The sequence below is a fragment of the Anaerococcus sp. HMSC065G05 genome, from assembly GCF_001812365.1.
Taxonomy (GTDB): domain Bacteria; phylum Bacillota; class Clostridia; order Tissierellales; family Peptoniphilaceae; genus Anaerococcus; species Anaerococcus vaginalis.
In genome coordinates, this window is sequence record NZ_KV808699.1 from 39,058 (window position 1) to 62,864 (window position 23,807).

Genomic DNA, 23,807 nt, shown 5'->3' on the forward strand with positions numbered 1-23,807 from the left:
TTCATTAAGATTAATATTTTTAATTATTTTCATCTTTTTCGTCAAGACTTTTTTCTTCAACTTCAACTACTGGATTCTTACCCTTATTTAGGCTAATTGAATAAGCTTTTATTTTTTTATTTTCTATATCCTTTAAAACTGAATCAAGTAGTTTAAGTTTATAATTATAATTTTTTAAATCTCCGAAATTAATCTGAATATCATTTATTATTATACCAATTTCATTATAGTTTTCCAAGTCTATTTCTTTTATGTCTTTAGCATATTTTAGCTTTTGAATAGAATCGATAAATTTTATTAGATTTTTTTTATCGGTAAAATTTTTTCCAATTTCTGGTTTGTTTTTTATTCCTTTGATTTTTAGTAAATTATTATTTTCTTCATTTACTGTTTTATCTAATACTTTTCCTGTATTTGCAATAACATAGCTATCCTTTTTGTATCTTGCAATCATATAAGGATATTCTTCTTTTACTCTTACTATAATTTTATCTGGAAGTTCTTTTTCTATTTTGGCGCTTTTTATTATTTTTTCTTTTTTTAGATGTTCTATACTTTCTTTCTCATCGTATAAAATTATATTTGTTCCCATTGGATTATTTAATTTTGATAAAATTTGATCATTTGATAAAATTTTATTTCCTTTTATATAAACTTGAGAAATTTTATAGTAATCATGCCTAAATAAATTAACAATTAATATAGCTGCGATTACTATTATTAAAAAAATCACAAAAAAAGGAGTAAATAATTTTTGTTTTCTTTTTAATTTTTTTCTGCCTTTATTTTTTTGTCTATTTTTTTTGCTCATTTCACATACCCATAACTTTTTTTATCAAATCAAAAATTTCATCACTCGCATTAGGATTTTGTAATAAGCTTGCCTTCTCGCCCATTTCTTTTATTTTTTCTTTATCTTCTACAATATCAAGTATATTTTCATAGAGGATTTTGCCATTTAATTCTTTTTCCAAAATCATTGAGCAAGCACCTTTTTTCAAATATGACCTTGCGTTATATTCTTGATGGTTTTCTGTTGTGTAGGCTTTTGGTATTAAAATTGATGCTTTTTTTAGATTTGATATTTCGCTTAAACTCATAGCCCCAGATGATGCTATTACTAAATCACTTACTGCATAAAATAAATCTATATTATCTATATAAGAAAATGCCTTTATATATTCATTTTCTTTTGTGTTTTTAATAAATTCATCATAATTATTTAATCCAGTTTGATGTAGCAAATAAAATTTTCCATCCATAAATTCACTCATTTGCTTAACTGCATCATTTAGATATTTTGAACCATTAGAACCTCCAAAAGAAAAAACTACTGGTCTATCTTTTTTTATTCCTAACTTGTCCAAATCTTCTTGACTGTATGATGTATTAAAATTAGTTCTTACTGGATTTCCTGTTACATAAACATTTTTTTTATTTTTCAAATGTTTTTTTGCTTCTTCAAATGATATACAAACAAGGTCGACTTTGTTTGACAAAAATCTTGTAGTAACTCCTGGAAAAGAATTTGATTCATGAATCAAAGTTTTTACATTTTTTTTGCTTGCTTGATAAAGAATCGGAGCACAAACATAACCACCTGTTCCTATAACAAGATCTGGTTTAAATTCTTTGATTATTTTTTTTGCTTCTTTAAATCCTTTTAAATTTGTCAAAAGAGATTTAAACAGTCTTTTGGAAATTTTTCTTGGTAGACCCATAGCCTCAATAGCTCTAAATTTGTAACCATATTTATTTACAATTCTTTTTTCTGGCCCATCATTTAATCCCACATAAAGAATTTCCAAATCATCTATTTCTTCTTCTAATTTTTGGCACATGGCTATGGCTGGATAAATATGTCCGCCAGTTCCACCACCAGATACTATTACTCTCATCTAATCTTCCTTTTCTAAAACTCTTTTTTTGAAGTCATCCCCTCTTTGCATGTAATTGTCATACATTCCCCAACTAGCACTTGCAGGAGAGAGCAATACCGTATCAAAATCTTTCATTATTTCAAAAGATTTATTTACAGCTTCTTTCATATCATTTACTAAATAATAATTAATTTTATACTTCTCGCAAAGATTTTGTAAAATTTCCTTTGTTTGACCCATTAAAATCATAGCTTTTATTTTTTTCTTTGTATTTTTAAATAAAGGTGTGTAATCAATTTTTTTATCATAGCCACCTGCAATCAAAATAACATTTTTATCAAAACTATTTATTGCTTTTATTGCAGAATCTACATTAGTAGCCTTGGAATCATTGTAAAAAGATACATTTCTAATTTTTTTTACAAACTCAAGTCTATGATCAATCGCCTTAAAAGTTTTTGTGTATTTTATAATTTCACCAAGATCAAGTCCAAATAAATACAAGCAAAGTATAGCACATGATACATTTAAAAGATTGTGATCTCCTACAATTTTTAAATCATCTCTTTTTAATAAATAAATTTCTTTTTCATCTTTTAAATAAAGAGAGTCATCTTTCAAATATATTCCTTTTTGAACTTCTTCTTTTATAGAAAATTCGTATATTTTCGCTTTGAACTTATTTTTGTTTTTCATTAAAATTTCATCATCATGATTAATGATAAGATAATCACTTTTATTTTGATTTATAGCAATTTTTAACTTATCTTCTATATAATTTTCAAATGATCCGTGCCAATCTATGTGATCTGGCGTAATATTTAAAATTCCAGCTATATGTGGCTTAAAAAATTTGGTATTGTGAAGTTGAAATGAAGAAATTTCTTCAACAAAAATCTCATCATTCTTATACATTTGCCACAAGATGCCTTCGCCAATATTTCCTACCCCAATAGCTTTTTTGCCACTTTGATTTAAAATATGGCTGATAAGTGATGTAGTTGTTGTTTTGCCATTTGTTCCTGTTATTGCTATATTTTTTTTATCTTTAAAAAGTCTATATGATAATTCAATATCAGTAATTATCTCATTATTTTTTTCTAAAATTTTTATAATATCATCTTCCGGTCTAATCCCTGGAGATTTTACTACAAAATCATATTTTTCTTCAATTTTAATATCAGAAATAGGGCTATAATTATAGCCCTCTAATCTTTCATCAGTATTTTTATTTTTATCGAAAGTAAAAACTTCATAACCTAATTTGTCCAAAGTTTTTACTGTAGATATGCCTGTAATTCCTAAACCGTAAACTAAAACTTTTTTCATAATACTATCAATAAAGTAATCAAAGATAAAATTACTGATACTATTGTAAAACCAGTAACTATTTTTGGTTCTTTGTATCCTTTCAATTCGTAATGATGGTGGATTGGAGTCATCAAAAATATTCTCTTTTTATTTCTAAATTTGTATGAGGCAACTTGAATTATTACACTTAAAGCCTCAGCCACATAAACTCCTCCAAGTATAATTAAAAATAAAGTTATTCCCATATTTATGGCAAGTCCAACTACAGCTCCACCGATTGCCATAGAACCTGTATCCCCCATAAATACACTTGCTGGATTTGAGTTATAAAATAAAAATCCTAAAACAGAACCAAGCATAATACTTGCAAACAATTCATCTTCTATATTTTGACTTAAAATTATAAATATTAAAAATACTGGAATAGAAACTTGAGTAGATAAACCATCTAGTCCATCAGTTAAATTTACAGCATTTGAAGTTCCAATCATAATAAACATCATTATAGGAATTCCTAAAATTGAAACATTTAATCTAATATCTGTAAAAGGAATCCACAATTTTGTTATTGTATCATTTTGGAAAATAAAACATAAAATTGCAATTAAAAATGATAAAGCAACTTGAAGAATTATTTTTTGCTTAGCTGTTAATCCTAATGATCTTTTTAAAATTAATTTTCTAAAATCATCAATAAAACCTATAGCTCCAAATCCAAAAGTTGCTAACAATAATATAAAAGTTTTCATAGAAAAAGGAACAAATATCAATGTCAAAACAAGTGCTGATATTAAAAATATAATACCACCCATAGTTGGCGTACCTGCTTTTCCATAATGACTTTTTGGTCCTTCTTGTCTAATATTCTGTCCAATATGACTTGATCTTAAAATTGGAATTATAATTTTTCCCAAAATCAAAGTTAATATTAAACTTATTAAAATAATTAAAATCGTATTTTTCATCTCTCCTACCTATCAATATTAAGATATACAACATTACCTTCATTTTCATAAATCATGCCAAGATTTTCCATCGCATATCTTTGAATTTCTTTCAAACTAACCGAATCTTCAAGATCACTATTTAATCTATCCCTTGTTAATTGATAAGATGTATATTGACTTTGTAATTTATTATACTCTTTTATTCTATTATTCAATTTAATATAATTATGTAATGAAATAAAACCCATAAAAACAAAAGATAAAAATAATAAAGCTAATATATTTCTCTTAAACTTCCTATCTTTTTTTGGAGTTTATTATATCTAAACTTAATATCATAAGAAGTTTGATCGTGTAAACTTAGCTTTAATTTTTTATTTAAATTTTTATTTATTTTTCTTTTTTTCAAAGCACTTGACATATCAAATCCTCTCACAAACTCTAAGCTTAGCACTATGAGACCTATTATTATTTTTCAATTCATCTTTGCTTGGTAAAATAGGTTTTTTGCTAATTAATTTTACCTTTTTTTCATGATTGCAAACACAAACAGGAAAATCAGGTGGACAAATACATTTTTTACTCATCTCTTTAAATTTATTTTTAACGATCCTGTCTTCCAAAGAATGAAAAGTTATTACACATAATCTTCCATTTTTATTTAGACGATCAACTATTTTTTCTAAAGTATTTTCCAAAACTTCAAGCTCTCTATTAACTTCAATTCTTAAAGCTTGGAATACTCTTTTTTCAGGATGAGCTTCACTAGTATTTACAGATTTCATAACAATATTTCGGAGTTGTAAAGTTGTATTAATTTCGTGCATTTTTCTGTAATCTACTATTGCTTTAGCAATTGTTTTGGAATATCTTTCCTCTCCATATTCAGAAAAAATTTTCCAAAGCTCATCCAAAGAGTAATCATTGACAATTTGTTTTGCTGTTAACTCATTATCTTTGTTCATCCTCATATCCAATGGACCGTTTTTCATATAAGAAAAGCCTCGATCTTCATTGTCAATTTGGTAAGAACTTACGCCAATATCCATCAAAGCGCCATCTATCCTATTAAAACCAGCTTCATCAAGAACATTTTCAATATTTTCAAAATTCTCATTAAAATATAAGACATTAGGAAAATCTTTCAAATTTTCTCTAGCTGCTTTGATAGCATCCTTATCTTGATCTAAGCCAATCAAAAGACCATTTGGTGATAATTTTTTTAAAATTTCTTTAGAATGGCCTCCCTTACCCAAAGTTAGGTCAGCATATATTCCATCTTCTTTTATATTTAAGTTTTCAATAGTTTCATTTAACAAAACTGATTTATGAGAAAATTCCATATTACTGATCCATAATTTCTGATAAGTTCACTTCAACATCACCAATATAATCATTCCAATTATTCAAATCCCATATTTCTATATTTGAATTATTTCCGATTATAATAGCCTCTTTACCCAAATTAGCATAGTCGCGTAATTGCTTATTTAATAAAACTCGCCCTTGTTTATCCAAATAAGCCTTGATAGTGGAAGAAAAAAACAATCTTTTTATCGCCCTGTTGTTTTTATTTTGGTAGGATAATTCTTCGTACTTTTTAGCACGTTTTTCAAATTCCTCAATAGTATACAAAACTAATGAGCGTTCTGGGCCCTTGGTTACATAAAATTCATTACCAAGATCATCTCTAAATTCACTTGGCATCATTATTCTATTTTTAGAATCTAATTTGTGAATGAATTCTCCTAAAAACATGACCCACCTTCTACCACTTATTTCCACTTCACATATATTTTATACCAAAATCTGTAAATTGTAAAGAATTAAAAAATTTATTTTTTAAAAATTTTTTTGAAATTTTTAATTTTTTTTATATTTTTTAAAAAAAGTGGTTTGAATTCCCAAAATAAAAATTTTCAATAAAAAAACAGCCGAAGCTGTTTAATTTTTTCTATATGGTTTTAAATTTATATTTTTATATTTGAAAAATAAATACAAGCCTACGATTAAATAAATAACGCTTGTAAGTTGTGCCATTCTTATTGGTCCTATCATTAGAGAATCTGTTCTAAGTCCTTCTACAAAAAATCTCAAAATTCCGTAAGCGATAAAATATATTGCTGTTTGAATTCCTTTTTTGGGATTTTTTTTCCTATAATTTATTAAAAATAAAAATATTAAAAAATCTCCAATTGATTCATACAAAAATGTAGGATGGACTTTTACTCCATCAACTATTATTGCCCATGGCAAATTTGTAGGAGTCCCGTGTGCTTCTCCATTTACAAAATTACCCCACCTTCCGATAGCTTGACCAAAGGCTAAAGATGGTGCCATTACGTCTAAAATATCTATCAACGGAATTTCTTTTTTCTTGGCATAAAAATAAATACCAATTATTGCAAATAAAATTCCACCGTGGATAGCAAGTCCTCCTGCTCTGAAATTTAAAACTTGAATTGGATTATTTTTGTACATATCCCATTCAAAAATTACATACCATGCTCTTGCTCCAATAATTGCAAGTGGCAAAATCACAAAAAGTAAGTCGTAAATAAAATCTTCTTTAAATCCTCTTTTTACAAATTCTTTTTGAGCAAATTTTGCTCCAATTAAAACTCCGGTAATAATTAATATTGCATACCAATATATATCAATTCCAAAAAGAGAAAATGCTACTCTATCTATATTAAAATTTAACATATTATTCTTCTATATTATCTGGCACATTCCAATTTGTATAAACTTCTTGAACGTCATCGTTATCTTCAAGGGCATCGATTAATTTCATTATTTGTTTATTATTTGATTCTTGTGCATCAATCAAATTATCTGCTATATACGAAATATCTGCCTTTGCAAGTTTATAATTTTCTTTTTTTATTCCATCAAGAACTGTTTGGAAGTCTTCAACGCTTGTTATTATTTGATAAACATCTCCTTCGTCTGTTACATCTTCTGCTCCAAAATCAATAACTTCTAACATCAATTCATCAAAATCAATTCCTTCTTTTTCTATTTCAATAAGTCCTTTTCTGTTAAACATAAACATAACTGAACCATCTGTTCCAAGATTTCCACCGTTTTTATCAAAAATGTGTCTAATATCTGGAGCTGTTCTATTTTTATTATCTGTAAGACAATCTACAATTACAGCTACTCCATCTTTGGCATAGCCTTCGTAAATTATTCTTTCAAAATTTGCTCCGCTTGTGTCGCCGCTTGCTTTTTTTATTGCTCTTTCTATATTATCATTTGGCATATTTTCTGCTTTTGCCTTGTCGATTGCTGCTTTTAAAGCTGGATTATATTCTGGATTATCTCCACCTTCTCTTACTGCAACCGAAATATTTCTACCTAATTTTGTAAAAATTTTTCCACGTCTTGCGTCTTCACTACCTTTTTTATTTTTAATTTTGCTCCACTTATTATGTCCTGACATATTTCCTCCTATTTTTAATCTTCGTATAACATAATTTCATCAATTTTTTCTATTTTTATATTCGATGATGTCATATCAATAAGTTTTTTTTCAAATTTTTCAAAATCTTCCTTTTTAATATATAAATTTATTCTAACATTTTCAAGAAAGTCCTTTTCTATAATAATATATTTTTCTTCATTTAGGAAGTTTTCTATTATCCCTAGTAAATTATAATCGAAAATTATTTTACTTTCTACAAAAATTTTTCGACAAGTAATATTTCCATCAAGGCAATCTGAAACTCCTCTTGTGTAGGATCTTACTAGACCGCCTTTGCCAAGTTTTTTGCCACCAAAATACCTAGTTACAATTGCAACTACATTAAAAAGATTTTCTTTTTCTAAAACCGAAAGCATAGGAAGACCTGCTGAGCCTTGTGGCTCTCCATCATCAGAATATCTTTTTATTTCTGGTTTTTCATTTATTATATAGGCATGACAATTGTGATTGGCATCCTTGTATTTTTCTTTGATTTTTTCAATAAAAGAAATGGCATCTTTTTCGCTTTCCACATATTTCATATTAGTGATAAAAATTGATTTTTCTATTTCAAATTCATCTTTAATTTCGCCCTTGATGGTTTTATAATCTTCGCTAATTTTTCTCGATATATCTTTCATATTTATTGTAGTCTTTCTTTGAAATATCAAACTCTAATATTGATGAACTCTCATCATAATCTTTATTGTCAATGTCGTAATTTGTCATTATATAATCTAAAACTTTCCCATCTTCGTATGGTATTTTCATTTTTACTTTTATATAATCATCTTTTATAACATCAACAATTTTTTCTTTCAATTTTATAATATCATCTTGATTTTTTGCTGATATATAAATTTTTTCTTCTTTTCTCTTATATCCTAACAGAAGAGTATCATTTTCTATTTTGTCTATTTTATTAAAAACATAAAGAATTTTTTTATCTCCAACGTCAATATCTTCCAAAGCCTTATCTATTGTTTTCAATTGGGTTTCAATATCGTATGATGAATCAATTACAACTAAAAGCATATCTGAAAATTTTATTTCCTCAAGTGTTGTAAGAAAAGAATCATTTAATTCTTTTGACAAATTATCAATAAATCCTACTGTATCAGTTAAGGTAACCTTGGTATTTGAAAAATCTAATCTTCTTGTTGATGTATCCAAAGTTGCAAACAACAAATCATCAGAATATACATATTTTTCTTTGCCAAAAATTTTTAGCATATTATTTAATATTGTAGATTTTCCTGCGTTGGTGTAGCCCAAAAGTGAAATATTTAAAATCTTATCTCTTGATTTTCTATTTACACTTTTTGTTTTTTCCAAATCTTTTAATTTTTCTTCAAGACTTCTTATATCACGAACTATAGCTCTCTTATCAGTTTCAAGCATTGTTTCGCCTGGTCCTCTTGTTCCAATTCCACCTGATTGACGAGAAAGATAAGCAAACCATTTGTTAATTCTTGGCAACTGATATTTTAATTGAGCAAGTTTAATTTTTAATTTTGCTTCTTTTGTATTTGCTCTTTGGGCAAAAATATCCAAAATTAAAGTTGTCCAATCAACGACGTGAAGTTTCATTTTCTCTTCAAGATTTCTAAGTTGAGATGCTGAAAGCTCCACATCAAAAACTACAGTTTTTACATCTAATTTTTTTGCTATATCTTCAATTTCAGAAACTTTTCCAGAACCTATGTAGTAGGCTGGATTTACTTTCGAAATAACTTGACTAATTTTTGCAACAGATTTTCCGCCTGCTGTGTTAATTAATGATTCAAGCTCAAATTCTTTATTTGGATTTTCATTTTTTTCAAAAACATTTACTTGTATAACTTCTTGCATAAACTTCCTTTCTATTAAGATTATACAATTTATTGAATCAAATTAAAGAATCTAAAAATAATCTCCAATATTTATTTGAATAAAATAGATTAAATTTTTAAAAAATGATAAAATAATAGTAAGTTTAAATTTATGATTAATTTGAAATAAAAAACAAAGACTTTAAGCAAGGAGGTCAAAATGAATAAAAAAATTTCCTCTATAGTTTTAAAAGTTTTACTTATAGCGTTTTTTGCCTTAGGCATATTAGCAACTATATTTGCAGGATTAGTTGGTGGAGGAATAATTGAGGTTATGAAAAAATCTCCAAAGGTTAATCCCGATAATATAAAATATGAAATGAGTGAAAATTCAACTATAGTTGATAAAGATGGAAATGAAATTGATTCTATTAGGACTAGCGAAAATAGGGAAATTGTTGATTACGATAAAATTCCTGAAAATATGAAAAATGCTTTTGTAGCAGTTGAAGACAGAAGATTTTACAAACATGGTGGAATTGATCCAATGTCAATAATTGGTTCTGCTTTTCAAAATTTAAAAAGCGGATCAATAGTAAGAGGCGGATCAACTCTAACTCAACAGCTTGCAAGAAACACTTATCTTTCAAACGACCAAACTTATGAAAGAAAAATTAAGGAAATATTTCTTGCCCTAGAAATCGAAAAAAATTTAAACAAAGATGAAATACTCGAAGCTTATATGAATAGAGTTTTTCTAGGACAAAATGTTTATGGAGTTCAAGCTGCAGCTCAAACATATTTTTCAAAAGACGTAGGAGAATTAACACTTGCCGAATGTGCAGCTATCGCAGGAATCGTTCAATCCCCTACAGAATTTGCTTTATTTAAAACAATCCCAACATCTGAAGTTACAAACCAAAAAGTTTTAGGAGAATTTTCAATAGATGGGCAAAAATATTCAGCTATTTATAATCCAAAACCATTTGAAAGACAAAAAGATGTTCTTTTAAAAATGAAAGAAGAAGGATATATTTCTCAAAAAGAATATCAACAAGCTTTAAACGAAGATGTAGCTAGCAATATAAAGCCACCAAAAGACAAAAAACCATTAATGGCTTCTTATTTTAATACACTTTTAGAAAAACAAGTAGTAGAAAAACTACAAGAACTTTATGACATTGATGAAAAACAAGCTTATAACAAGTTGTATTATGGTGGTTTAAAAATTACAACTACTATAGATACAAAAATGCAAGAACAACTTGAAAATATTTATGATGATTTTTCAGAATATATAATGGGAAACACTCAAGGCTGGTATAATGCCCCATTACTTTCTCTACTATATGATAATTTTGGAAATATTATTAATGAACAAGGAGAAGTTTTATACTATGCAAAATCAAATGTGATTAATGATAACAATGATTTTACTTTATCAGCTGATGAAGCCTACTTTGATGAAAATGAAAATTTCATAATAAATTCAAACAAAGTTCGTCTAGACCAAACTAATATAATTTTGAAAAAATTTTATACATTAGATGACAAAAATTCAAATCTAAGAACTCATAAAACAGGCTTAATACAATTAATTTCAAATGAAAATGTCAAAAAAGGAAATGATGGCTCAATTATAATTACATCAAAATATTTAAAAGCACACAAAGATTTAATTACAAAAAACGAATCAGGATCTTATTCTCTTAATAAATCTTATTATGATATTGATCTTGAAGGAGTTATTCAACCACAATCATCTACTGTTGTAATTGACCATAAAAATGGAGAAGTAAAAGCTGTTGTTGGTGGACGTGATCAAAAAGGTCTTAAAACACTAAATAGAGCCATAGATCAGCCAAGACAACCTGGCTCCTCAATTAAACCTCTAGCTACCTATACCCCAGCTTTAGACAACGGATATAATTTGGCAACTGGGATTGATGATGTTCCATTTATGAGAAATGAACAAGGAGAAATTTGGCCAGAAAACGTATATAAATATTACAAAGGTATTGTAACTTTAAGAGATTCTTTGGTATATTCAATTAATACTAACGCAGTTAGAACCCTTAAAGATATAGGGATAGATAAATCAAAAGAATATCTCGAAAACTTTGGTTTAATAAAAAAAGATAAAAAAGATAATTTTATTACTAAGGAAGAAGATAGTGCTCATAACGATGAAAATTTAGCAGCGTTAGGACTTGGAGCAATGACAAGAGGTCTATCAGTTTTAGATATGACCGCAGCATACGCCGCTCTTGCAAATGGCGGAGAGTATATTGAACCTCTTACTTTTTCTAAAATTGAAGATAATAGAAATAAAGTAATTTTTGATTCAAATAAAGTTAATAAAAATAAAGTTACTAGTCCAGAAACCGCTTATCAAATAACATCTGCTTTACAATCTACTGGAGAAAGTTACCAGACTATCTACTTAGATGGTACAGATTATGCTACCAAAACTGGTACTAGTGATGATAGTGTTGATTTTTGGTGTGTAGGATATAGTCCTTATTATACAGTTGGAGTTTGGATGGGATCAGACGATCAAAATTTATCTTTAAATGGCTATTCATATAATAGAGCAGCTAGTATGTGGAATGTAGTTAATAGAAATCTTTTAGAGGAATATGAAACTGCAAAATTCGAAGAGCCAGAAGGAATAATCCATGCAAAAGTTGATACAATAAGTGGAAAACTTCCGACTCAAGCATCCTATTCAGATCCTAGAGGCACTGTCAAAGATGAAATATTTACAAAAGATAATCTTCCAAAAGATGAAGATGATATGCACGTTTGGATCACAGTTGATAAAAGAAACAATTTGCTTGCAACAAATAAAACCCCTAAATCCTTACAAGCAACTAGAGCCTTTGTTGATAGAAAAAAATCTTATGATCCTAATAAATGGGATGGAATAATACCAGAAGATTGGAAATATAATATTCCTTATATGTATTCTCCTTTAGGAGCTGAAAAGCCAAAATCAGACGACAATTCTAATGAAAAGGATAAAAAAGATAAGGATGAAAAATCTAAAGATAATAAAGAAAATAAAAATAAGATAAACAATACAAATAATGGTCAATAATATAAAAATAATTTACATTAAAAAAAGAGCTTAAAGCTCTTTTTTTATGCAATAGATTGTAAAAACAAATCTTTTTTATTGTCATTGTCTATTATTACAATCTTTTTTTCTAATTTTAACTTATTTAATTTTTCTAGGATTTTATCTCTTTCGTTTTTGTCAAAATTTAATAGCCAAGAGATATAATCTTTATTTAATTTTTCGGTCCTATCTAGGCTTGGATCGTCTTCATTATTTTTTTCTGTTAGTGATCTTTTAACTGATCTTTTTAAATTTGTTACTGGTGGAAAATCTAAAAAAATAATCGTATCACTAGCTTTTAATCTTAAATCCAAAGTGTCTGGATAGTAGCCGTCAAAAATAAATGATTTTTTGTTTTCTATTATATTTTTTTGAATTTTTAAAAATTCCTCATCGCTAATGTGGTCTTTATCGTTTATCCACCATATTTTATTTAAGTAAAAAACTTCTATATTAAGCTTTTCTCCTAGCTGTTTGGCAAGAGTTGATTTTCCAGAACCTCCTGATCCAATTATAGTTATTTTTTCCATAATTCCTCCATACCGATTGACTATACTTAAAAAATATTTCTTTGCAACAAGCTACAAAGCAATATCTATGTCGTATTTTGTTTGGTCTGGATAATAGTCTATTAATTTAAAATCATCTATTGTAAAGTCTTTAAATTCTTTTATGTCTGGATTTATTTCAAGCCTTGGTTTGCTTTTTTCATCGACTTTTATTTCTAATATTTTTTTAACGCTTGGTATGTGTTTTTTGTAAATGTGGTAATTTTGAATAAAGTGAACAAAATCTCCTGCTTTATATCCTGTAACTTGGGCAACCATTCTTAATAAGACATAATATTGGAAAGCATTTATTCCTCCTGGTGCTGCGGCTGCCAAAAAATCTCCGCTTCTTTGTACCAAAGTAAGGTTTAAATATTCTCCGCTTACTGTCCACATTGTCAAAAATGCACATGGTATCAAAGTCATATCTGCCATATCATCTACATCAATCAAATTCATAATTAACCTTCTGTTTAGAGGATTATTTTTTATTTGGTCAATTAATCGTTCGATTTGATTTGTCATCTGTCCTGTTTCTGGCGATTTGAATTTTTTATTTATTTGATAGCCATAGGCTGTTCCTAGATTGCCATCTTCATTTTTCCATGAATCCCAATAATTTACTTTGTATTTTTCTTTTAATAAATTTACATCGTTTGACCTATCTTGATAAATCCACAAAATTTCTTTTATAGCTGATTTCCAAGCAATTTTTCTTAAACTTATTAGAGGTAATTCTCCTTTCTCATATCTTACGACTTGTTGGGGCAAATATTTTGTGTAGGCACTTTCTCCATCATCCCAAACAGGTCTTACCTCTTTGTTTAATTCTTCTTCGTCATAGCCTTTTTCTAAAATTTCTTTTGCGATTTTTATATATTTTTCATTTACATCCATATTTATATTATAGCAAACCCTCCTAACATTTGATAGCAATTTAAAATTTTTTAAAATGTTTACAAAAAAAGACTGGATAAACCAGCCTAAAAATTTTTAAAATTTATTTTTTCTTTGTTATTAAATTATAAATATAAATTAAAATTACAGAACCTAGGATTCCTGAAATTAAACTTCCTACAAATCCTGATACGCTTATGTTTACCATTCCAAGTATCCATGAACCGATTGCTCCTCCGATAATTCCTACAACTATATTTGCTATAGCTCCCATTTGAGCATCTGTTTTCATTATCATACTTGCAATCCATCCGCACAATGCGCCTATTACAATTGAACTAAACATATTTCTCTCCTTCATAAATTTTTAAAATTTTGTAATTATCTTACATATTATATATACCCAGCTTATTTAAAATCTATCATTTTTTTAAATTTTTCACATAATATAAACTAATTAATAGGATATATTAATTTTAACAATTTTAATAAGGTATAATAAAACAGAGGTGAAACAGATGAATGATATAAATATTTTAATTATTGAAGATGAACAAGGTATTTCAAAAATTATTAAATCTTATCTTGAAAAAGAAGGCTACAATGTCTTTCAAGCTTTTGATGGCAAGGAAGGTTTAGATTTTTTTGAAAATGAACAAATTGATTTGATCTTGCTTGATTTGATGATTCCAAAAATTTCTGGCGAAGATCTTATTAAAGAGATTAGAAACAAGTCTAATGTTCCTGTTATCATGGTTACTGCCAAGGTAAGTGAGGAAAATATTATAAATGGTTTAAAACTTGGCGCTGATGATTATGTTACTAAACCATTTTCTCCAAAGGAACTTATGCAAAGAATCAAAACTGTTCTTAGAAGAATTGAAAAATATAATATTCCAAGAGCTGACATTATAAAAACAATTGATGGCAGACTTGAAATGGATCTTGAATATAATAGATTTTTCAAAGATGGAGAAGAAATTTTTCTTACAAAAAATGAATTTCAAATAATTAAAACTCTATTTTCAAATCCTAATAAGATTTTTACTAGAGAAGAAATTATAGAAATTACTTTTGGTTTTGACTATGACGCCTACGACAGAGCTATTGATACTCACATTAAAAATATCAGACAAAAAATTGAAGATAATCCAAAAAAACCTGACTATATAAAAACAATTTATGGTATGGGTTATAAATCTGGTGGTGTCGATGACGTCTCTTCGAAATAAAATAATTAGAAACTTTGTTGGAGGAATTTTTGCCTGCATCTTAGTTTTTTCTATTGCAATTTCTTATTTATTAAGTATCTATACAAAAAATTTCCTTGCAACAACTGAGGATAATATGCCTTTGAATATTAAAAAGCAATTTGAAAGTCTTTTGACTGATAATGATGTTTATACTATGAAAGAAAGACTTGGTAAATATTCTAAGGCTTTAAATATTGATATAGAAATTTTAGATAAAAACAATGAGCCAGTAATGCGTTTTAAGGGGAGAAATGACAATGAAAATCCTCTTACTACTACAAAAAGTTACGATATTATAAATCCTAATCTCAATGATTATAGGGGTCAATTAATTATAACTTATGACACTGGGGAAATGGCAGCTAATGAACTTTTAAATAACTTTAGAAATTCAATCATAATTGCCATTGTCATCTCTCTTACTATTGGGATAATTATTGCCTTAGTGCTTTCTACAAATATAACTAATCCTATAAAGCAAATTTCTGATGCAACTTTAAAAATTAAAGATGGCGATTATGATATAAATTTAAAGGAAAGCAAAATTATTGAGCTTGAAAATTTACAAAATAATATAAGGTATCTTTCAAGGAATTTAAAAAATCAAAAATATGTAAGAAAGCAATACGCCCAAGATATTTCTCATGAACTTAGAACTCCAATTACAAATCTACAACTTTATATAGAAGCGATAAAAGATGGAGTTATTGATGTTGATGAGCAAACTCTTTCGTCTTTGTTGGAGGAAACTCAAAGACTTGAAGGGCTTGTTGTAAATTTAAATAAATCTTTCAATGATAATTCTGAATATTTAAAAATAAATAAAAAAGAATTCGACTTATCTCAACACATCAAACTTATTCTTGATACTATAAAGCCAAGACTTACAAAACTTGATATTTCTTTGATTGAAGAAATAAAAGATGGAGTTTTGATTTATTCTGATAAGGATAAGATAAGCCAAATAATTCAAAATTTAATTTCAAATGCTATAAAAGCTATAAAAGAAGATGGCTTGATTAGAGTAAGCCTTTATGAAGATAAAAATAATATTTATATTGATATAAAGGATAATGGTGTTGGAATATCTGATGAAAAAAAAGAAGTTATTTTTGAGAGATTTTATAGAATTGATGATGCAAGAAACACAAAAACAAACGGACATGGTCTAGGTCTTTCTATTACAAAAAACTTCGTTGAAAGCCTTGGAGGAAAAATAAAATTAAAATCAAAACTAGGAAAAGGCTCAACTTTTTCAGTTATTTTCCCTAAATAATTTTATATATTACAAAAAATTTTGTATATAAATTATTTTTTGATATATTATAATACAGGTGAATTATGAAAAGTAAAAATAATAAAAGAAATAAAAAAGATCAGTCCGCATCAAGACATACGAAAAAAAAAGTAAGAAAAAAAGATATAAAAATTAAATCAAAAAAAACAAATATTAATAAAAGATCAAAAAAAAGATTAAAAGCAAAAAAAAGAAAATATATGAGAAGAAGGCTTGCCCTTCTTCTTATCTTGATTTTTTTAATATTTTTTATTGTTAAAGCTATTTTTTCTTCAAAAAATAAATTCGAAACATATAAATATCCAAAATTTAGAGATAATGTAATGAAATCTGTAAGTAAAGAAATTTTTATTGGAAATACTGAAGAAAGAACTCTTACAAGTGCAGAAAAAATTGCAGATTTTAATAAACTTACTTATTATGTAAGCAGAAATTACGCTATTGATAAGGAAAACAAAGAAAATTTTAAATCTCTAATGAATCAAACCGATGCTTACAAAAAAAGAATTAAAAATTCAAAATCAGACCAAGAATTTTTTGATGCAATTCAATCATATCTTTCAATCCTCGATGATAATAGAACAAATGTAATTGATATTAAAACTTATAGAAGCATATTTGGATATTACAAAGAAAATAAAGACTCTCCTAGGGGAAAAATTTTAGGAGATGCTCAAGTTGTAAATAGGTACAAAAGACTTCTTGGAAGAAAAGATGATTTAGGAAAAATAGAAATTAAGGAAAATAAAAATATTTTAGAGATAAATATGCCAAGTTTTAATTCAAATGATTTGGAAAAAGACAAGGAAAATTTGAAAAAAATATTACAAAATAATCAAGAAATCAAAAATATTTTTATTAACTTATCAAACAACGAATCAATTGATGACAAATATGCAAACGAAATTCTTCCTTTGCTAATTCATAAAGATTATTCATACGAAAAAGTTGTATTTTATAGGGGAAATTTATTAAAACAAAGTCTATCCTACATGAAAAATAACAAGGATAAGGTCAATACTTACTCCTCATTTATGAAAAATCAGGCTATAAAATTCCCTGAAAAATCACAAGGCATAAATAAAAATGATTTTATGTATTATGATCAAATAAAAACTGAAATCAAAAAAGATTCCAATTTGCCAGATAAAAAAATATATATATTGACAAATGATAATACAAAAAATGACGCCATTAGATTTGCAAATATTTTAAAAAATACTTCAGATGCTTATGTTGTAAAAAATGGATTTGAAGGAGATAAGTCCAAAAGCGATATTATTTATCACATGAGAACTGAAATTATAAAATTAGATCATTCCGGAATTTTAGTTTCCATTGATTGTGCAAAAAGTTTAGATGAGGATGATAAATATTTAAAATATAGCCAAATTATAAATGCACAAAATCCTTACAAGCAAGTTTTGTCTATGATAAAATAATAAAAACTTAATTTTTCCACCTGCCTAGTAGGTGGTTTTTTTCTATCTTATGGACATTCAAATTAAAGCGTACAAAAAAATCCTAAAGGAAATTTCCTTTAGGATTTTTTGAATTTATTTTTAAAGATTATTTACGTATTGTTCTCCAATTTTTGCTGTATAAACTTCAATTGCAAGTCCAACAATTAAGAATAAAAATACTAAAACAGCTCCAGCTGATGCTTTATTTGTTGCAGATTCTGCCCCATCTTTTGCTTTTTCAACTGTTTTATCTACATCTTTTTTAGCTTTTTCTAAAGAATCTTTTGCATTTTCAATTTGTTTGCTAGCTTCTTTTGATGCCTTATCCATTCCATCATAAATATTATTTACAGCCTCTTCGCTTTCTTTTTCAGAAAGATCTGAATTTTTGTAAACTTCTTCTTGGATTGTTTTTTTATCAACAGAATCAGTAATATTTTTAGCCTTTTTCTCTAAAGATTTTGCTAAATCATCAATTATTTGATCAGAATTTTCTGGATTTGTTACAAGTTCTTTTCCAGCTTCTGCAATTTCATCTTTTGATTCATCAAGTTGAGATTTTAAATATCCAGGTTGAAGTTCTTTAACATCAGTTTCTTTTAAAGCATCTTCTATATTTTTTTCAAGCTCTTTTGTATCAACTTCAGAAATTGAATCTCCAACACTTGATAGAACATTTCCTGCTCCATCAGCCGCTGTGCTTGCTACGCTTCCTGCAACATTTCCTGCAGTGTTTGCTACAGATTTTGCAGCAGAACTTGCAAGTCCAAAAGCAGATGATAAAATGCTAGTTACCAAACCAAATAATAACATTATTGATAAAGCCCAGCTCATAAATCCATGAAGTAAAGATTGTCCTTTTGAAAAAGCTCCAGAAATAAATCCAGAAATTGCAAAAGAAATTATCAAAATAATTATTGTAGCAATTCCTACTCCAATTCCCATAGATTGAAGTGGATTTTCATTATTTGGTGAAAAAATTCCAAGACCTAAAGCTCCAACAAGTAAACTTAATACTGTAAAAACAGCTGCAAATGAAATTGCACCAGCGATAATTGAACCCCAAGAAATACTATTATCTCTAGAATAATCATCATTGTATCTAGCTCTTCTGTGCTCCCTCATTTCGGAAGTTCTTTTCTTCCTATTATTTTCATTATAATTTTCAGTCATAATTCCTCCTTTAAAATTTTATAAAGTATAAATAATTTATACATTTAAATTATACTAGAAATATTTTAAGAATCAATTTCAAATTTTCAAATAATTAATTTTTCTAAAGGATTAGTAAATAAAATTAAAATTTTAGATTGTATTTTTGTAATTTTTATTTATTTATATATAAAAATTTAACATTTATTTTTATTTTTTATATTTGTATAAACTTTGAGCATCTTCAATTTCTCTTATCATATCTCTGCCCTTTAACATTTTTTTGATATTTTTTACATCCAAAATCAATACATCTGCTGCAATCAATTCGTTTTTTGATTCTTCTTGCAAAAAAGATGTATTTATTACAAGAACAGGTCTTACTCTTTCATTTTTTAATTTTTCAAAATTATCAGCAAGCTTTCTTGCAAATCCTTTATCAATATCTCTTTGAGATTTATAATTTCTAATCTCAATCGCGTATCTTCTTTCATTTTTCTTGGCATATAAATCAAATTTATTGCTTCTTTCAAAACCTTCTTGATAAGGCTCAACCCAATAAGAAGTATTTTTTAAGGCTTTTGAAATTAATTTTTGATTTGTCAAATCTTCATTTAACATTTTTAAGGCGTTCAAAAGATTTTTTGGTTTTATTTTAAAAATCGCTGTAGTTTTCGCCTCATCTTTGCCAATTATTTTTTCATCAAAACCAACCATCAAATCTTCAACTATATTAAAAGAGCCGTGTGCTATTGCATTTCTAATATGTCTTAACAAGGATTCAGTTTTTGTTTCTCCATCAGATTGACTTAAAATTAATTTTTGAGAATTTGTACAAATTCTTTTTTTATATTCAGATGCAATTTTTTCGTCAATTTCATTTGTAAACAAACAATCCTCATCTCTTAAATCCATATAAGTCATTATTTCTACGAAAGTATAATAATCATATTCCTTATTTGAAATCAATTCATTTGATTTTGATTGGATCGATGAAATATCTGGCACATACCACAACAAATACGCAAGAGCAGCCCACATATCGCTTGATAATTTTATGGGAATTTCCTTATGTATTAGTGAATATTCTCTAGGATTTTTACAATTGTCTTTTTCAAATTTTTCTGTTAATTCCATTTTTACTTCCTTTTTTTATTTTCATTATAATTTTACCCATTAGAAAATTAAAATAAGAAGAATATAAAAAACTCATATCAATAATATTTTATTAATATGAGTTTCTTTATATTTATATCTTTGTGTTTTTATTTGAAAAATTTATTTGTAATTTTATCTTTTATTTTTTCTACAGAAAATCCTAATTCTTCTTGGACTTCTTCTCCTTTGCCAGAAATTCCAAACCTATCTATGCCGATATTTAATCCATCATCTCCGGTAAATTCGCTCCAGCCAAATGTTGATGCCATTTCTATTGAAACTTTTTTTACATTTTTTGGTAAAATTTCATTTTTGTACGAATCATCTTGCATCCTAAATAATTCCATTGATGGCATTGATACAACTTTTACTTTTTTATTTTCTTCTTCAAATTTATTTGAAACATCTAGAGCAAGAGAAACTTCTGACCCTGTAGCTATTAAAATTAATTCTGGATTTTCGCAATCTTTTATTACGTAAGCTCCCCTATTAATATCTTCTAAATTTTCTGTTTGTTTTAAATTCGGAAGATTTTGTCTTGTCAAAGAAAGTATTACTGGTGTATTTTGACTTTCCAAGGCAATTTTCCAAGCAAGTCTTGTTTCATTTGCATCTGCTGGTCTTATAACTATAGTATTTGGAATTGATCTTAGCATTGCTAATTGTTCAATCGGTTCGTGAGTTGGACCATCTTCTCCAACAGCAATTGAATCATGTGTAAAAACATAAGTTAAAGCATGACCTGATAAAGCTGATAACCTAATTGCAGCTTTCAAATAATCTGCAAAAACAAAGAAAGTTGACACATGATGAAAACTTCCGCCGTGGGCAATAATTCCATTTCCAATTGCTGCCATAGCAAATTCACGAACTCCATAAAAAATATTTCTTCCACAAGAATTTTCATCGCTAAAACTTTTCTCATCTTTTATATCAGTCTTGTTTGATGAAAACAAATCAGCAGAACCACCCCAGAAATTTCTTGTAATTTTTGAAAGATCTTGAATAATTTCTCCGCTTGATGCTCTTGTTGCAAGAGCTTTCATTGATGAATCATATTTTTTTACATCTTTCATAAAATCTTTAGGAAGTTTTCTATTAATTCCTACCATTAATTCCTTATAATCTTCTGGATATTTTTCTTGGTAATTTTTAAGAATTTCATCCCATTTTTTATTTTCTTCTTCTCCATTTTTTAAAACGCCATCTTCAAAAGTTTTATAAACTTCATCTGGCACTTCAAAATCTTCAAATTCCCAGCCATAATTTTTTTTGGCCAAAGAAAAATCATCTTCTCCTATCGGAGCACCATGAACCTTATTTGTTCCTTGATTTTTTGAACCATATCCTATAATAGTTTTTACCTCAATTAAGCTTGGGCCATTTTGATTTTCTTTTGCTTTTTTTATAGCCTTATAAATTTCTTCAAGATTATTTCCATCTTCTACTTTTAAATAATTCCATTTTTGTGCCTTAACTCTTTTTTCAACATTTTCAGAAAATGATGATGAAAGATTACCATCTAAACAAATGTCATTTGAATCATATAAAACGATTAATTTATTTAGGTTAAGATGTCCTGCAAGGCTCATCGCCTCATAAGAAATCCCCTCCATAAGATCTCCATCTCCACAAAGAGCATAGGTATAATGGTCAATAATTTTTAAATCATCTTTATTGTAAAGAGCTTGCATGTGTTTTTCTGCAATAGCAAGACCTACAGCTTGACCTATGCCTTGACCAAGAGGCCCAGTTGTAACCTCTACTCCTTTGGTGTGTGAATATTCTGGATGTCCTGGAGTTTTTGAACCTTTTTGTCTAAATTGTTTTAAATCATCAATTGATAAATCATATCCTGACAAATGCAAAAGCGAATAAAGCATTGCAGAGCCATGACCTGCTGATAAAACAAACCTATCTCTATCAAACCAATTTTCATTTTTTGGATTTGTTTTTAAAATTTTATTAAACAAAACATAAGCCATAGGACTTGCTCCCATAGGAAGTCCTGGATGGCCACTATTTGCTTTTTCTATTTGAGCAAGGGACAAACATCTTATAGCATTAACTGCTAGTTGATCATTTTTTGTAAACATTGATTCTCCTTATATATTTTTATTTGTAAATTTTATTTTTGAATAAGAAAAAGGCTTTGCAAAATATTTTAAACATTGTGCAAAGCCATTTTTAAATTAACGATTTTCGAAAGCTTCCCAATCTTTTTTAAATGATTCTATGCCTGCATCTGTCAATGGATGAGACCATAGTTTTTCGAATAAAGTTCCTGGGATTGTTGCTATGTGAGCTCCTGCTAAAGCAGCTTCTTCTAGATGACCAATATGTCTTATACTTGCTGCAATTATTTGTGAATCATATCCGTAAATATCTATAACATCTCTTAATTCACTTACTAATTTTGCTCCAGATTCTCCCATGTCATCTATTCTTCCCATAAATGGAGAAATATATGTTGCTCCAGCTTTCATAGCCATTAACCCTTGAGATACAGAAAATATTAGTGTACAGTTAGTTTTTATTTTTTCTTTTGACAAAATATTTATTGCTTTCAATCCTTCTTCTGTCATAGGAATTTTTACAACAATATTTTCTGCCCATTTTGATAAAGCTCTTGCTTGTTCAACCATTCCCTCACATTCATAGCTTGTTACTTCTGCTGATACCGGACCATCTACAAGCTTACAAATTTCTTTTACAACCTCTTCAAAATCTCTACCTTCTTTTTTTATAATAGATGGATTTGTTGTTACTCCGTCGCAAAGTCCAAGGTCGTTTACTCTTTTTATTTCTTCAATATTTGCTGTGTCTAAGAAAAATTTCATTTTAACTCCTAACTTTCTTCTAACAATTAAAATATTTCGTTTATTTTATTTTTAAAATCAATGGCAGCTTGTTTAGGATTTTCTGATTCTGCTATAGATCTACCTGCTATAAAAGCATTAACATCTATCCCCTTAAATAATTCAAGAGTATCTACATCAAGCCCACCTGTAACTGAAACCTTAAAGCCCATTTCTACCAATTTTTTAATTTTATCTAAATCTTTATCTCCCCAGCTTTGTCCACTAAGAAGGGCATCTCTTGATTGATGATAAACAACTTGTTCTATCCCAATATTTTTCCAATCTTTTGCTTGATCGAATGTCCAATCTCCATATAATTCTACTTGAAGTTCGTCTATTTCTTTGTTAGCCGCTTGCATTGTTTGTATTGTTGCACAGCAGATAACAGTCATCCAATCAGCTCCTGCATCTTTGCAATTTTTAGCTACAGTCTTTCCAGCGTCTGCACATTTTGTATCTGCAAGAATTGTTTTTTCTGGATACAATGCCCTGATTGCTCTTACAGGTTCCATACCATCTTGCAAGCAAAGTACAGTTCCAACTTCTAAAATATCTACTACATCTCCAACTTCTCTAACTGTAACTAGAGCTTCACTTAAAGATTGACTATCAAGCGCTATTTGTAGTTTTGGTTTTGCCATA

24 protein-coding genes are annotated in these 23,807 nt (G+C 27.7%); 4 read left to right on the top strand and 20 right to left on the bottom strand.

The genetic code is table 11. From position 1 onward, the window contains the following. Window positions 1–19: 19 nt before the first annotated feature. The 12 genes from HMPREF2852_RS03915 to hflX form a co-directional block, all read right to left on the bottom strand. Complete coding sequence (locus HMPREF2852_RS03915; protein ID WP_070606020.1) at window positions 20–811, bottom strand: cell division protein FtsQ/DivIB; 792 nt, start codon at window positions 809–811, stop codon at window positions 20–22. A gap of 1 nt (window position 812) precedes the next feature. Continuing rightward, on the bottom strand, window positions 813–1,898 hold the full coding sequence (gene murG, locus HMPREF2852_RS03920) for an undecaprenyldiphospho-muramoylpentapeptide beta-N-acetylglucosaminyltransferase (protein ID WP_070606021.1): 1,086 nt from the start codon (window positions 1,896–1,898) through the stop codon (window positions 813–815). Continuing rightward, entirely contained in the window at window positions 1,899–3,209 is a 1,311-nt protein-coding gene (murD, locus tag HMPREF2852_RS03925) for a UDP-N-acetylmuramoyl-L-alanine--D-glutamate ligase (RefSeq protein WP_070606022.1), read from the bottom strand. Continuing rightward, a complete protein-coding gene (mraY, locus tag HMPREF2852_RS03930) occupies window positions 3,206–4,156 on the bottom strand; it encodes a phospho-N-acetylmuramoyl-pentapeptide-transferase (protein ID WP_070606023.1) in 951 nt (316 codons plus the stop codon). The genes murD and mraY overlap by 4 nt, the downstream gene beginning before the upstream one ends. 5 nt (window positions 4,157–4,161) lie before the next feature. Next, the gene (locus tag HMPREF2852_RS10010) at window positions 4,162–4,353 is read right to left on the bottom strand and encodes a hypothetical protein (protein WP_261668023.1); all 192 of its coding nucleotides are present in this window, start codon (window positions 4,351–4,353) and stop codon (window positions 4,162–4,164) included. Window positions 4,354–4,412: 59 nt separating this feature from the next. Next, the gene (locus HMPREF2852_RS10015; RefSeq protein ID WP_261668024.1) at window positions 4,413–4,559 is read right to left on the bottom strand and encodes a hypothetical protein; all 147 of its coding nucleotides are present in this window, start codon (window positions 4,557–4,559) and stop codon (window positions 4,413–4,415) included. 1 nt (window position 4,560) lies between these two features. Continuing rightward, a complete protein-coding gene (gene rsmH / locus HMPREF2852_RS03940; RefSeq protein WP_070606024.1) occupies window positions 4,561–5,481 on the bottom strand; it encodes a 16S rRNA (cytosine(1402)-N(4))-methyltransferase RsmH in 921 nt (306 codons plus the stop codon). Between the two features lies 1 nt (window position 5,482). After that, entirely contained in the window at window positions 5,483–5,896 is a 414-nt protein-coding gene (gene mraZ / locus HMPREF2852_RS03945) for a division/cell wall cluster transcriptional repressor MraZ (RefSeq protein ID WP_019117465.1), read from the bottom strand. Window positions 5,897–6,082: 186 nt separating this feature from the next. Beyond that, window positions 6,083–6,844 carry a prolipoprotein diacylglyceryl transferase gene (gene lgt, locus HMPREF2852_RS03950; protein ID WP_070606025.1) on the bottom strand — a complete coding sequence of 254 codons (762 nt, stop codon included), beginning with the start codon at window positions 6,842–6,844 and terminating at the stop codon, window positions 6,083–6,085. A gap of 1 nt (window position 6,845) precedes the next feature. Continuing rightward, window positions 6,846–7,583: a YebC/PmpR family DNA-binding transcriptional regulator gene (locus HMPREF2852_RS03955; protein ID WP_070606026.1), complete on the bottom strand. Its 738-nt coding sequence runs from the start codon at window positions 7,581–7,583 to the stop codon at window positions 6,846–6,848. Window positions 7,584–7,597: 14 nt separating this feature from the next. Continuing rightward, window positions 7,598–8,245 (bottom strand): YigZ family protein, encoded by a 648-nt coding sequence (locus HMPREF2852_RS03960; protein WP_070606122.1) that lies wholly within the window; start codon window positions 8,243–8,245, stop codon window positions 7,598–7,600. Beyond that, the gene (gene hflX, locus HMPREF2852_RS03965; protein WP_070606027.1) at window positions 8,220–9,455 is read right to left on the bottom strand and encodes a GTPase HflX; all 1,236 of its coding nucleotides are present in this window, start codon (window positions 9,453–9,455) and stop codon (window positions 8,220–8,222) included. Before hflX ends, HMPREF2852_RS03960 begins: the two co-directional genes overlap by 26 nt. A 180-nt stretch (window positions 9,456–9,635) precedes the next feature. On the opposite strand from hflX, the gene HMPREF2852_RS03970 reads away from it, so the two are divergent. After that, window positions 9,636–12,515: a penicillin-binding protein 1A gene (locus HMPREF2852_RS03970; RefSeq protein WP_070606028.1), complete on the top strand. Its 2,880-nt coding sequence runs from the start codon at window positions 9,636–9,638 to the stop codon at window positions 12,513–12,515. 44 nt (window positions 12,516–12,559) lie between these two features. Here the strand turns inward: HMPREF2852_RS03970 and HMPREF2852_RS03975 are convergent, their stop codons facing one another. The 3 genes from HMPREF2852_RS03975 to HMPREF2852_RS03985 all read right to left on the bottom strand — a co-directional run bounded on the left by HMPREF2852_RS03975 (window position 12,560) and on the right by HMPREF2852_RS03985 (window position 14,327). Further along, window positions 12,560–13,066 carry an AAA family ATPase gene (locus HMPREF2852_RS03975; RefSeq protein ID WP_019117461.1) on the bottom strand — a complete coding sequence of 169 codons (507 nt, stop codon included), beginning with the start codon at window positions 13,064–13,066 and terminating at the stop codon, window positions 12,560–12,562. A 51-nt stretch (window positions 13,067–13,117) separates the two neighbouring features. Continuing rightward, the gene (gene thyA, locus HMPREF2852_RS03980; protein WP_004839072.1) at window positions 13,118–13,981 is read right to left on the bottom strand and encodes a thymidylate synthase; all 864 of its coding nucleotides are present in this window, start codon (window positions 13,979–13,981) and stop codon (window positions 13,118–13,120) included. A gap of 103 nt (window positions 13,982–14,084) precedes the next feature. Beyond that, on the bottom strand, window positions 14,085–14,327 hold the full coding sequence (locus HMPREF2852_RS03985; RefSeq protein WP_070606029.1) for a GlsB/YeaQ/YmgE family stress response membrane protein: 243 nt from the start codon (window positions 14,325–14,327) through the stop codon (window positions 14,085–14,087). A 172-nt stretch (window positions 14,328–14,499) separates the two neighbouring features. On the opposite strand from HMPREF2852_RS03985, the gene HMPREF2852_RS03990 reads away from it, so the two are divergent. From HMPREF2852_RS03990 to HMPREF2852_RS04000, 3 genes are all read left to right on the top strand, one after another. Beyond that, entirely contained in the window at window positions 14,500–15,213 is a 714-nt protein-coding gene (locus tag HMPREF2852_RS03990) for a response regulator transcription factor (protein ID WP_070606030.1), read from the top strand. After that, the gene (locus tag HMPREF2852_RS03995) at window positions 15,194–16,510 is read left to right on the top strand and encodes a sensor histidine kinase (protein ID WP_070606031.1); all 1,317 of its coding nucleotides are present in this window, start codon (window positions 15,194–15,196) and stop codon (window positions 16,508–16,510) included. Before HMPREF2852_RS03990 ends, HMPREF2852_RS03995 begins: the two co-directional genes overlap by 20 nt. A 65-nt stretch (window positions 16,511–16,575) precedes the next feature. Beyond that, window positions 16,576–17,973, top strand: coding sequence for a S41 family peptidase (locus HMPREF2852_RS04000; protein WP_070606032.1), 1,398 nt, complete (start codon window positions 16,576–16,578; stop codon window positions 17,971–17,973). Window positions 17,974–18,093: 120 nt separating this feature from the next. Here the strand turns inward: HMPREF2852_RS04000 and HMPREF2852_RS04005 are convergent, their stop codons facing one another. From HMPREF2852_RS04005 to HMPREF2852_RS04025, 5 genes are all read right to left on the bottom strand, one after another. After that, a complete protein-coding gene (locus HMPREF2852_RS04005) occupies window positions 18,094–19,167 on the bottom strand; it encodes a hypothetical protein (protein ID WP_070606033.1) in 1,074 nt (357 codons plus the stop codon). Window positions 19,168–19,356: 189 nt separating this feature from the next. After that, a complete protein-coding gene (locus HMPREF2852_RS04010; RefSeq protein WP_070606034.1) occupies window positions 19,357–20,283 on the bottom strand; it encodes a hypothetical protein in 927 nt (308 codons plus the stop codon). A 128-nt stretch (window positions 20,284–20,411) separates the two neighbouring features. Beyond that, window positions 20,412–22,400: a transketolase gene (gene tkt, locus HMPREF2852_RS04015; protein WP_070606035.1), complete on the bottom strand. Its 1,989-nt coding sequence runs from the start codon at window positions 22,398–22,400 to the stop codon at window positions 20,412–20,414. A 96-nt stretch (window positions 22,401–22,496) separates the two neighbouring features. Continuing rightward, window positions 22,497–23,144 carry a fructose-6-phosphate aldolase gene (gene fsa / locus HMPREF2852_RS04020; protein WP_004839080.1) on the bottom strand — a complete coding sequence of 216 codons (648 nt, stop codon included), beginning with the start codon at window positions 23,142–23,144 and terminating at the stop codon, window positions 22,497–22,499. A gap of 26 nt (window positions 23,145–23,170) precedes the next feature. Next, the gene (locus HMPREF2852_RS04025; RefSeq protein ID WP_070606036.1) at window positions 23,171–23,806 is read right to left on the bottom strand and encodes a 3-keto-L-gulonate-6-phosphate decarboxylase UlaD; all 636 of its coding nucleotides are present in this window, start codon (window positions 23,804–23,806) and stop codon (window positions 23,171–23,173) included. Window position 23,807 lies beyond the last annotated feature (1 nt).

Bases quoted from the DNA above. Each gene is read 5' to 3' on its own strand.
- HMPREF2852_RS03915 (WP_070606020.1), bottom strand. From the start codon at position 811: ATGAGCAAAAAAAATAGACAAAAAAATAAAGGCAGAAAAAAATTAAAA.
- murG (WP_070606021.1), bottom strand. From the start codon at position 1,898: ATGAGAGTAATAGTATCTGGTGGTGGAACTGGCGGACATATTTATCCA.
- murD (WP_070606022.1), bottom strand. From the start codon at position 3,209: ATGAAAAAAGTTTTAGTTTACGGTTTAGGAATTACAGGCATATCTACA.
- mraY (WP_070606023.1), bottom strand. From the start codon at position 4,156: ATGAAAAATACGATTTTAATTATTTTAATAAGTTTAATATTAACTTTG.
- HMPREF2852_RS10015 (WP_261668024.1), bottom strand. From the start codon at position 4,559: ATGTCAAGTGCTTTGAAAAAAAGAAAAATAAATAAAAATTTAAATAAA.
- rsmH (WP_070606024.1), bottom strand. From the start codon at position 5,481: ATGGAATTTTCTCATAAATCAGTTTTGTTAAATGAAACTATTGAAAAC.
- mraZ (WP_019117465.1), bottom strand. From the start codon at position 5,896: ATGTTTTTAGGAGAATTCATTCACAAATTAGATTCTAAAAATAGAATA.
- lgt (WP_070606025.1), bottom strand. From the start codon at position 6,844: ATGTTAAATTTTAATATAGATAGAGTAGCATTTTCTCTTTTTGGAATT.
- HMPREF2852_RS03955 (WP_070606026.1), bottom strand. From the start codon at position 7,583: ATGTCAGGACATAATAAGTGGAGCAAAATTAAAAATAAAAAAGGTAGT.
- HMPREF2852_RS03960 (WP_070606122.1), bottom strand. From the start codon at position 8,245: ATGAAAGATATATCGAGAAAAATTAGCGAAGATTATAAAACCATCAAG.
- hflX (WP_070606027.1), bottom strand. From the start codon at position 9,455: ATGCAAGAAGTTATACAAGTAAATGTTTTTGAAAAAAATGAAAATCCA.
- HMPREF2852_RS03970 (WP_070606028.1), top strand. From the start codon at position 9,636: ATGAATAAAAAAATTTCCTCTATAGTTTTAAAAGTTTTACTTATAGCG.
- HMPREF2852_RS03975 (WP_019117461.1), bottom strand. From the start codon at position 13,066: ATGGAAAAAATAACTATAATTGGATCAGGAGGTTCTGGAAAATCAACT.
- thyA (WP_004839072.1), bottom strand. From the start codon at position 13,981: ATGGATGTAAATGAAAAATATATAAAAATCGCAAAAGAAATTTTAGAA.
- HMPREF2852_RS03985 (WP_070606029.1), bottom strand. From the start codon at position 14,327: ATGTTTAGTTCAATTGTAATAGGCGCATTGTGCGGATGGATTGCAAGT.
- HMPREF2852_RS03990 (WP_070606030.1), top strand. From the start codon at position 14,500: ATGAATGATATAAATATTTTAATTATTGAAGATGAACAAGGTATTTCA.
- HMPREF2852_RS03995 (WP_070606031.1), top strand. From the start codon at position 15,194: ATGACGTCTCTTCGAAATAAAATAATTAGAAACTTTGTTGGAGGAATT.
- HMPREF2852_RS04000 (WP_070606032.1), top strand. From the start codon at position 16,576: ATGAAAAGTAAAAATAATAAAAGAAATAAAAAAGATCAGTCCGCATCA.
- HMPREF2852_RS04005 (WP_070606033.1), bottom strand. From the start codon at position 19,167: ATGACTGAAAATTATAATGAAAATAATAGGAAGAAAAGAACTTCCGAA.
- HMPREF2852_RS04010 (WP_070606034.1), bottom strand. From the start codon at position 20,283: ATGGAATTAACAGAAAAATTTGAAAAAGACAATTGTAAAAATCCTAGA.
- tkt (WP_070606035.1), bottom strand. From the start codon at position 22,400: ATGTTTACAAAAAATGATCAACTAGCAGTTAATGCTATAAGATGTTTG.
- fsa (WP_004839080.1), bottom strand. From the start codon at position 23,144: ATGAAATTTTTCTTAGACACAGCAAATATTGAAGAAATAAAAAGAGTA.
- HMPREF2852_RS04025 (WP_070606036.1), bottom strand. From the start codon at position 23,806: ATGGCAAAACCAAAACTACAAATAGCGCTTGATAGTCAATCTTTAAGT.